Below are 2,435 nucleotides of genomic sequence, written 5' to 3'. Positions count from 1 at the left end.
CTGCTGGCCTGCAACGATCCAGCCTTCCCGCCCCTCCTGCTTGATGCACCCAATCCGCCCCTGGCGCTGTTCGTTGCCGGCGATCCGGCCATCGCCTGGCGTCCTGCGGTGGCCCTGGTCGGCAGCCGTTCACCCACCCCCGCCGGTCGTGCCCTGGCCGCCCGGTTTGCCACCTGCTTCGTCGAGGCCGGGCTGGCGGTGACCAGTGGATTGGCGGCAGGCATCGATGCGGCCGCCCACCAGGCGGCGCTGGAGGCAGGCGGCTGCACCCTCGCGGTGATAGGCACTGGCCCGGACCGCGCCTATCCCACCAGCCATGCCCGCCTTCAGGCAAGAATCGCCACCGACGGCGCGGTGCTCAGCGAGTACCTGCCAGGTACGCCCGCACGGCCGGGTCACTTCCCCGCGCGCAACCGGCTGGTGGCCGGGTTGGCCCTGGCCACGGTGGTGGTCGAGGCCGCACAACGCTCGGGCGCCCTGATCACCGCCCGGCTGGCAGCCGAAGCCGGCCGCGAGGTCTGCGCGATACCCGGTTCGGTACTCAATCCGCGCGCCGTCGGCTGCCACCGGCTCATCCGTGAAGGGGTTGCCCTGGTCGAACGGCCCGAAGAAGTGCTGGAACTGCTGGCCCCGGCACTGCGTCACCAGCTTCCGGGCTTGCAAACCCGGCTTGCCACCCCCACTGAACAGGCAGCGCCGGCGGACCTGCCGGCATGCTGGGCGAACGACGCTGACTACCAGCGCTTGTGGCGGGTGCTGGAGCACGACCCAATCAGTATGGATTCACTGATCACGCAGTGTGGATTGACGGCGTCGGAGGTGTCCTCCATGCTGCTGGCCATGGAACTTGCGGGGATCGTGGTGTGCGTACACGGCCGCTACTGTCGACGTCCCTAGTTTCTTCACCTCCACAGCGTCGCGCGACGCAGGCCGAGGGGCAATGAAAGAGAGCATCCTGGATGTACTGTTGTACCTGTTTGAACACTATTTCAGCGAAGATGCGGACCTGATCCGTGACCGCGACTCACTGCAGAATGGCCTGATCCAGGCCGGTTTCAGCCCCACTGAGATCAACAAGGCATTCGAATGGCTCGATGCCCTGGCAGCGCAGCGCCCAAGCGCGGCCCAGGCCCGGGTCGATGGCCCGGTGCGCATCTATCACGGCCCGGAGCTGGACAAGCTTGACGTGGAGTGCCGTGGTTTCCTGCTGTACCTGGAACAGCACGGCATCCTCGATGCCGGCCAGCGCGAGCTGGTGCTGGACCGGGCGATGGCCCTGGACCAGGACGAACTGGACCTGGACGACCTGAAATGGGTCGTGCTGATGGTGCTGTTCAACCAGCCCGGCGCCGAGGCGGCCTACGCCTGGATGGAAACGCAGATGTTCGTGGACGAGCCAGAACCCCTGCACTGACCGTACACTTGGGGACCGTGCGCATTCAGGAGCGTCCCCGTGAGTGAGTGGTTCCATGCCGAAGGCAACCGCCAGCAAGGCCCGTTGCCCTCGGAACAGTTGATCGAGCTGTTCCGCAGCAACCAGATCACCCTGGACACCCTCGTATGGCGCGACGGCTTGCCGCAATGGCAGCCGTTGCGCAACGTGGTCGACGAACTGGGCCTGATCGTGCCCGCCGTTGATGCAGCCGCCACGGCACCACCGCCGCCGCCTGCCGCCCCTCTGCCGCCCACCCTTCCCCCCGCCTCTCCGTACGCGACCACGCCGATGGACGCTGCCCCGGTCGCGAAGAAGGGCCTGTCCGGCTGCGCGTTGACCGCCATCATCGGCGGCGTCGCACTGCTGGTGGTGGTGCCGATCCTGGCCATCCTGGCCGCGATCGCCCTGCCGGCCTACAACGACTACACCATCAAGGCCAAGGTCGCCGGCGCGGTCACCGTGCTGCAGCCGCTGAAGGACAAGGTCCAGCACTTCGCCGATGACCAGGGCCGCTGCCCGGGCGCCAACGACGCCGGCTTCCCGGCGGCGGACGAATTCGCAGGCCAGGGCCTGTCGGCCGTGCATATCGGCCGCTTCAACAATGGCCACTGCGGCATCGAAGCGACGCTGGCGGTTCCCGGCAAGAGCCAGGATGGCGACCTGCTCTGGCTCGAATACGACCGCGACAGCGGGCGCTGGGAATGCAGCGGCGAAAGCGACGACAAGTATCTGCCCACGCAATGCCGCGGCTGAGCCGCGCATCGGGCAACCCACCAAGGACGACCCAACAGGGGACATGCAATGACTGAGTGGTACTACGCCGAAGGACAGCAACGCCAGGGACCGCTGGAGGTCACCGAGATCCGCCAGCGCTTCCAACGTGGCCAGTTGAACCTGGACACCCTGGTCTGGCGCGAAGGCATGGGGCAGTGGGCGCCGCTGCGGCAGATGGTGGAAGAGCTGGGCCTGCAGACCCTGGCCGATGCCAGCACGTCCACCG

4 protein-coding genes are annotated in these 2,435 nt (G+C 67.4%); all 4 read left to right on the top strand.

What is annotated here, in order from left to right; genetic code table 11:
- A partial coding sequence (dprA, locus tag AC1VAN_RS18530; RefSeq protein ID WP_480986411.1) for a DNA-processing protein DprA occupies window positions 1–897 on the top strand: 897 nt, incomplete at its 5' end.
- Window positions 898–940: 43 nt separating this feature from the next.
- On the top strand, window positions 941–1,414 hold the full coding sequence (locus tag AC1VAN_RS18525; RefSeq protein ID WP_025879062.1) for a DUF494 family protein: 474 nt from the start codon (window positions 941–943) through the stop codon (window positions 1,412–1,414).
- Between the two features lie 39 nt (window positions 1,415–1,453).
- Window positions 1,454–2,188, top strand: coding sequence for a GYF domain-containing protein (locus tag AC1VAN_RS18520; RefSeq protein ID WP_032976674.1), 735 nt, complete (start codon window positions 1,454–1,456; stop codon window positions 2,186–2,188).
- Between the two features lie 48 nt (window positions 2,189–2,236).
- Window positions 2,237–2,435, top strand: a 199-nt coding sequence (locus AC1VAN_RS18515) for a DUF4339 domain-containing protein (protein WP_480986410.1), incomplete at its 3' end; no start/stop codon positions are given.

This window comes from Stenotrophomonas sp. 05L44_2, assembly GCF_056665995.1.
The sequence above is the reverse complement of the archived record's forward strand: the minus strand, read 5'-3'. Positions and strand labels throughout refer to the sequence as shown.